Origin of the sequence: Pseudoalteromonas agarivorans (genome assembly GCF_024518735.1) — a bacterium.
Classification (GTDB): domain Bacteria; phylum Pseudomonadota; class Gammaproteobacteria; order Enterobacterales; family Alteromonadaceae; genus Pseudoalteromonas; species Pseudoalteromonas atlantica.
In genome coordinates this window covers 236,352-243,311 of the sequence record NZ_JANIGJ010000008.1, presented here as the reverse complement: position 1 = coordinate 243,311, position 6,960 = coordinate 236,352, and the positions used below count along the sequence as shown (strand labels likewise).

Below are 6,960 nucleotides of genomic sequence, written 5' to 3'. Positions count from 1 at the left end.
TCAGCTAATTCTTTGTTGGGATATCGCCAAGCGGTAAGGCACCAGGTTTTGATCCTGGCATTCCCAGGTTCAAATCCTGGTATCCCAGCCAATTTCTTCTACCAAAGAAATTGCTATAAAGAATGACAGTATGCGGGAGTATCGGAATTGTCAGTAGTCTTGAATTAGACGCTGGATTTAGGTTCCAATACATTAACACCTGTGTATGTTAAATGCGGGAGTGGCGGAATTGGTAGACGCGCTGGATTTAGGTTCCAGTAACTTAGGTTGTGAGAGTTCAAGTCTCTCCTTCCGCACCATGTTCTCGATAAGAACTAAAATAATCAGCTAATTCTTTGTTGGGATATCGCCAAGCGGTAAGGCACCAGGTTTTGATCCTGGCATTCCCAGGTTCAAATCCTGGTATCCCAGCCAATTTCTTCTACCAAAGAAATTGCTATAAAGAATGACCATATGCGGGAGTATCGGAATTAGCAGTTGTCTTGAATTAGACGCTGGATTTAGGTTCCTATACATTAACACCTGTGTATGTAAAATGCGGGAGTGGCGGAATTGGTAGACGCGCTGGATTTAGGTTCCAGTATCTTAGGATGTGAGAGTTCAAGTCTCTCCTTCCGCACCATGTTCTTATCTAGAACTAAAACTATTCCAAATTTAGCGTTGGGATATCGCCAAGCGGTAAGGCACCAGGTTTTGATCCTGGCATTCCCAGGTTCAAATCCTGGTATCCCAGCCAATTTCTATATTATCCTGTACTCTTCCTCATTAGCATATTTGTGTATAAACTCATTAATGTTTACTGGCTTGCTAAAATAATACCCTTGCAAATAATCACAATCCATTAGTGTTAATGTTTGTTTAAGATCGTTATCTTCTATTCCCTCTGCCACCACTTTACAATTAAGTCGCGTCGCTAAAAACAATGTCGATTCAACAATCGCGTAATCTGCTATTTGAGTCAGCATGTCTTTTATAAATGACTGATCTATTTTTATTTGGCTTATTGGTAATTCTCGCAGTAATACCAAAGAAGAAAAACCAGTACCAAAATCATCTACACTAAATTCAAACCCTCTGCTATTTAGTTTTTGCATCATTGTGCGGGCGGCTTCTAGGTTTGTCATCATGGCGCATTCGGTTATTTCAAAAATAATTGCGTCGCTTAACGTTGGGTCATGCTTTACTAGTTCTTCAACAAACTCATAAAACTCCGGGCTTTCTAAATCTTTAGTAGAAAGGTTTACATGCAACGAACCTATAAACCCAGCTGCTTTTAACACCTTTAAATGCTTTATTGTTTCTAGTAGCACCCATTTAGAAATATTTAATATCAACCCACTTTGCTCGGCAATGCCAATAAATACCTCGGGGCTAATAAAAGAGCCATCACTTTGCGGCCAGCGTATTAATGCCTCTGCACCATGTACTTCATCGGCTCTGGCATCAAAAATAGGCTGTAAATAAAGCTCAAATTCGTGGTTTTTAATGGCATGCTTAATACGTGAGGTCATATTTGAAAGCTCATTTGCTCGGGTGCTCAGCGCCTCAAAGTAATGTACATACAGTTGCTGTGTGTCTTTAGCCTCATGCAGTGCTAAGTCTGCTTGCTTTAATAGCTCATTAGCGTGCGACGAGTGATTCGCAAAGGTTGTTATTCCCACAGTCACGTGTACACGTAAACTATGCTCGTAAATATGAAATGGGTGTTTGGTTGATTTTTTTATTGCTTCAATACATAAATCAATTGCCTCATTGGCTGAGCTATCAACAATAAGTGCAAATTCATCGCCGCCTAAACGGTACAGCTTGGCTATTCCCACAATATTATGGCTGAGAGTTTTTGAAAAAATGCTTAACAGCATATCCCCTACTTTATTGCCGTATGAGTCATTGATCGATTTAAAGCGGTTTAAATCTATAAGCATTAAATAAAACGAAGGCTCGTACTTAACTTGTTTGTTAAGCACCTGAAAAAACTTTTTTCGATTAGGGAGGCCAGTTAAGCTGTCGTTTTCGGCAAGGGTTCGTTGACGTTTTGCATAGCTGTCTATTTTTAAAATACTTTTATAACTGAGCTGAATAACTAAATAAACAAAAGCGCCCCCGCCAAATAAAATTAGCGATACGCTCATAGCAATAAATCCGGCTATATCGTTATTTACAAAATAATAAAGTACATACCAATAACCCACTATAAAGCTAAAAATAAGCGCCAGTAGCAAAATCCAGGAAACACGGTTAGTTTTTTTACAAATTTTTATTGTTGGCACAATGCTCAGCGTTAATAGCAAAGCGCCGACAATGAGTATAAAAATAAAAAAATTATCCACAAACACACAACTTTTAATTGGTTAGTAGTTTGAGTATGGCAAAAAAACGCAATAACGGAATAAATTAATAGTGACAACTATGCAGGTGCCAAGTGGCATAAGAAAGGGAGTGATTGGCCGTGCATTTATTAATTTAGCCAATCACTTAAGCGGATTTAATTAAGCTCCCCACTAATGGCGTATTTTAATACCCAGTTTTTTAAAGGACCGGTATTGTTAGCCATTTTTAAAAACTGGCTGCGTGCCCATTTTAGTGGCGTAATTTGGTTAGAAAAACCAAAGTAACACGCATCCATCATGCTCATCATTAATAGGTTGGCTTTACGGCGGCTTCGCTCGTATTCTTTTAGTTTTAGCGGGCAACCAATATCATCAGCGTCGTCAAGTGCCTGTGCGAGTGCTACCACATCTTGAAAACCTAAATTAACGCCTTGCCCGGCCAGTGGGTTAATTGTGTGAGCCGCATCGCCCACTAAGACCAAACGCCCATTAGAGTAATTATTTGCATGCTGACGGGTAAGCGGAAATACCGCATGGCTTTGCACCTCAAAATCCCCTGCAAGAAGCGGAAACTTCTTTAAAACATGCGCTTTAATTTGCTCAGCCGTTAACCCTTTAAAGTTTTGTAAGGTATTGGCGCTGTCGTACCAAATTAAATTAGCGTATGGCGCCTGCATAGGTAAAAAGGCTAACGGGCCTGTAGGGGTAAATTGTTGCCATGTTTTTACTTGCTGCGGCGCATCTAGCTTTATTAGTACGCCCATGCAGTGCTGCTGATACTGCCACCCTGTTACACCAATATTTGCCTTGGCACGTAGCTGCGATTGCCCGCCATCGGCTGCAATAACTAAATCAGCAGTGTAACGGGTATCGCCATAAATGAGGGTGATTGACGTTGTGTCTTGCTCAATAGCGCTTAAAGGTGCTGGCTGTTCAATAACCTCAATATTATAATGTGCAAACTGCTGCCAAAGGCTTGCTTGTATTAAATTGTTTTCAATTAAATGACCTAAGTGCGAAGTATTAATATCGGCGCAATCAAATAATAGGTTGTCGCCACCGCGCTCAAATGCTTCTAACTGCGTGTAAGGTGCTAATCGATTTTGCCTTAAAATAGGCATAGCCCCTAGCTCGTCCAGCAGGTTTTCTGAAAAACGGTTAATAGCCGATACCCGTATATCTACCTGATCACTTGCTAAAATGGCGTCGGCGTTAATCAGTGTTTTTTCTATTATTTGTACTGATTTTCCTTGCTGTGCAAGCTTTATGGCCATGGCCGCACCGACCATCCCAGCGCCTACAACAATCACTTTGTTTTGAGTCATGTTTTTCATCATTTGGTTAATACGTGAAACTGTTTTGATTGTACCGTAACTCCCCGCATTAGTGCGAGAGTATATAACTATCACGCTATTAAACTGCCTGTGTATTGATTTGAGATCACAAACATGAAAACTATACTTGGATCTGGGCGGGTATCCAGCTAAAATACGCGTCCTTTAAGTGAGCAACCTTGCTCCTTAATCCCGTTTTAAGCACATTTTTGTGCCACTACCGAATTGAACACGAGGCTATATTTCAATGAGCAAAAAGCTGCATATCAAAACTTGGGGTTGTCAGATGAACGAGTACGACTCTCAGAAGATGGCTGATCTTTTAGATGCTACCAACGGCTACCAGCTAACGGAAGAAGCAGCAGACGCCGACGTTATTTTACTTAACACCTGTTCAATTCGTGAAAAAGCGCAAGAAAAAGTATTTCACCAATTAGGTCGCTGGAAGTTATTAAAAGACGACAAGCCAGATTTAATTATTGGTGTAGGTGGTTGTGTTGCCTCACAAGAAGGTGACTCTATTCGCCAGCGCGCACCGTTTGTTGATGTTATTTTTGGCCCACAAACATTGCACCGTTTACCAGAAATGATTAAACAAGTGCAAGGCGACAAAGGCTCATCGGTGGTTGATATTTCGTTCCCAGAAATTGAAAAGTTTGACCGTTTACCAGAGCCAAAAGCAGAAGGCCCGTCTGCATTTGTATCAATAATGGAAGGTTGTTCTAAGTACTGTACTTTTTGTGTTGTACCTTATACCCGTGGAGAAGAAGTTAGCCGCCCATTAGATGACGTATTATTAGAAGTTGCGCAACTTGCCGAGCAAGGCGTACGTGAAGTAAACCTGCTGGGTCAAAACGTAAACGCATACCGCGGTGAAACACACGATGGCGAAATTTGTTACTTCTCAGATTTAATCCGTTATGTAGCAGCGATTGATGGCATTGACCGTATTCGTTACACCACCTCGCACCCGGTAGAGTTTACGCCAGATATTATTGATGCGTACGCTGATGTACCAGAGCTTGTTGATCACTTACACCTACCTGTGCAAAGTGGTTCAGACCGTATTCTTAATTTAATGAAACGCGGCCATACAGCGCTTGAGTACAAATCAACAATACGTAAGCTGCGTAAAATTCGCCCTAACTTAAGCATGTCGTCAGACTTCATTATTGGTTTCCCAGGTGAAAGCAAAACAGACTTTGAAGCCACAATGAACCTAATTAACGACATTGGCTTTGATATGAGCTTTAGCTTTATTTACAGTGCGCGTCCAGGTACGCCTGCCGCCGACTTACCTGATGACGTATCAGAGCAAGAGAAAAAAGAGCGCTTATACCTACTACAAAACCGTATTACACAAATGGCACAACAAATTAGCCGCCAAATGTTTGATACAGAGCAACGTATCTTAGTTGAGGGCCCTTCTAAAAAGAACCCAATGGAATTACGTGGCCGCACCGAAAACAACCGTGTAGTTAACTTTGTTGGCCCACACACAGTGATCGGCCAGTTTGTTGATGTACGTATTACCGAAGCGTTACCAAACTCTTTACGTGGCGATTTAATTCGTACAGAATCAGAAATGAACTTACGTCGTGATATTGCTCCTTCAGCTATTTTAACAAAAGCTGCAAGCGTTGAGCCAAAAATCGATACAATCAACGAAATTGGCGTAGCTACTTTCGTACCGTAGTTGTATAAATTCATTGCGCCAGTAACCCTTACTGGCGCACCCGAATAGGAAGTAATTTTGAGTAATCAGTTAAAAACATTAGAGATTTATTTAGAACCTGCCGACAACAAACGCCTTTCTTCTTTATGTGGCCCGTTTGACGAAAACATCAAACAAATTGAACGCCGCCTAGGTGTTGAAATAATCCACCGCGACAACTTTTTTAAAGTAACAGGTAAACTGCACTCAAGTGCCGCGGCCGTAGACATTTTAAAAAACCTTTATGTTGATACTCAACCTGTTCGTGGCGAAATTGGTGAAATAGAGCCCGACAACGTACATTTAGCCATTACCGAATCAAAAGCCCTAGAACAAGAAGTGCCGCAAAGTGCGTACGGCAAAGAAATGTTTATTAAAACCCGCCGTGGCGTAATTAAACCGCGTAACGACAACCAAGGTTTGTATGTTGCTAATATTTTGCATCACGACATTACCTTTGGGATTGGCCCTGCCGGTACAGGTAAAACATACCTAGCAGTTGCAGCCGCAGTAGATGCTCTAGAGCGCCAAGAAATTCGTCGTATATTACTTACCCGCCCAGCGGTAGAAGCCGGCGAAAAACTAGGTTTTTTACCAGGCGATTTAAGCCAAAAGGTAGACCCATACCTGCGCCCTCTTTACGACGCGCTATTTGAAATGCTTGGCTTTGAAAAAGTTGAAAAGCTTATTGAAAAACACATTATTGAAATTGCCCCACTTGCTTACATGCGTGGCCGTACACTAAATGATGCGTTTATTATTTTAGATGAAAGCCAAAATACCACCGCCGAGCAAATGAAAATGTTTTTAACCCGTATAGGCTTTAACTCTAAAGCAGTAATAACGGGCGATATAACACAAGTTGATTTACCACGCGGTGCGCGCTCAGGCCTTCGTCATGCAATAGAAGTACTTAGCGATGTTGAAGAAATTAGCTTTAACTTTTTCCAATCGCACGACATTGTTCGCCACCCTGTTGTTGGCCGTATTGTCGAAGCCTACGAGCGCAATGACGAAAGCGAGCGACTAAAGCGTATAGAAAAACAAAAAGCCAAAGAGCAACTTGCCGCTCAACAGCCGCCTTCTACTAAAGAGTAATACCGTGAGCACCGAATTAGATTTACAAATAGCGTGTGAGTTTGACAACCTCCCAAGCGAAGAACAATTTGCACTGTGGGCCGATAAAGCCCTGAGCAAGTTTCGTGATGAGTCTGAGCTGAGCATCGTTATAAGCGATGAAGCGCAATCACAACAATTAAACAACGACTACCGTGGTAAAAATAAACCAACCAACGTGTTGTCGTTCGAATTTGAAGCACCGCCAGGCATTGATTTGCCATTAGTAGGTGATTTAATAATTTGCCCAGCCATTGTATTAGCTGAGGCAATCGAGCAAGAAAAGTCATTTCATGACCACTTTGCCCATATGGTTATTCATGGATGCTTGCATTTACTTGGATTTGACCATATAAAGAGTGAAGACGCTTTTGAGATGGAAAGCATAGAAAAGCAATTACTTGCAGAGCTAAACATAGCTGACCCATACCGGGACGAAATTTAAATTAACGGAGCATTTAGACGC

5 protein-coding genes and 5 tRNA genes are annotated in these 6,960 nt (G+C 41.5%); 8 read left to right on the top strand and 2 right to left on the bottom strand.

The genetic code is table 11. The annotated features are described in order from the left end of the window. Positions 1–16 precede the first annotated feature (16 nt). From NQT65_RS15605 to NQT65_RS15585, 5 genes are all read left to right on the top strand, one after another. Positions 17–91, top strand: a tRNA-Gln gene (locus NQT65_RS15605). Between the two features lie 123 nt (positions 92–214). Then, positions 215–299 (top strand) — tRNA-Leu (locus NQT65_RS15600). Between the two features lie 40 nt (positions 300–339). Continuing rightward, a tRNA-Gln gene (locus NQT65_RS15595) sits at positions 340–414 on the top strand. A 123-nt stretch (positions 415–537) separates the two neighbouring features. Next, positions 538–622: transfer RNA gene (locus NQT65_RS15590), tRNA-Leu, on the top strand. Positions 623–661: 39 nt separating this feature from the next. Continuing rightward, positions 662–736, top strand: a tRNA-Gln gene (locus tag NQT65_RS15585). 4 nt (positions 737–740) lie between these two features. Here NQT65_RS15585 and NQT65_RS15580 read toward each other — a convergent pair. Both NQT65_RS15580 and NQT65_RS15575 read right to left on the bottom strand, forming a co-directional pair. Then, positions 741–2,330, bottom strand: coding sequence for a putative bifunctional diguanylate cyclase/phosphodiesterase (locus tag NQT65_RS15580; protein WP_256851509.1), 1,590 nt, complete (start codon positions 2,328–2,330; stop codon positions 741–743). A 155-nt stretch (positions 2,331–2,485) separates the two neighbouring features. After that, positions 2,486–3,667 (bottom strand): FAD-dependent monooxygenase, encoded by a 1,182-nt coding sequence (locus NQT65_RS15575; protein ID WP_256851511.1) that lies wholly within the window; start codon positions 3,665–3,667, stop codon positions 2,486–2,488. A 244-nt stretch (positions 3,668–3,911) separates the two neighbouring features. Between NQT65_RS15575 and miaB the strand changes: the two genes are divergently transcribed. From miaB to ybeY, 3 genes are read left to right on the top strand one after another with little or no spacing between them, the layout of a single operon-like run. Further along, on the top strand, positions 3,912–5,360 hold the full coding sequence (gene miaB / locus NQT65_RS15570) for a tRNA (N6-isopentenyl adenosine(37)-C2)-methylthiotransferase MiaB (protein WP_256851508.1): 1,449 nt from the start codon (positions 3,912–3,914) through the stop codon (positions 5,358–5,360). Between the two features lie 57 nt (positions 5,361–5,417). Further along, positions 5,418–6,476, top strand: coding sequence for a PhoH family protein (locus NQT65_RS15565; protein WP_004589461.1), 1,059 nt, complete (start codon positions 5,418–5,420; stop codon positions 6,474–6,476). Between the two features lie 4 nt (positions 6,477–6,480). Continuing rightward, entirely contained in the window at positions 6,481–6,939 is a 459-nt protein-coding gene (gene ybeY, locus NQT65_RS15560) for an rRNA maturation RNase YbeY (RefSeq protein ID WP_024033864.1), read from the top strand. The last annotated feature ends 21 nt before the right edge of the window (positions 6,940–6,960 follow it).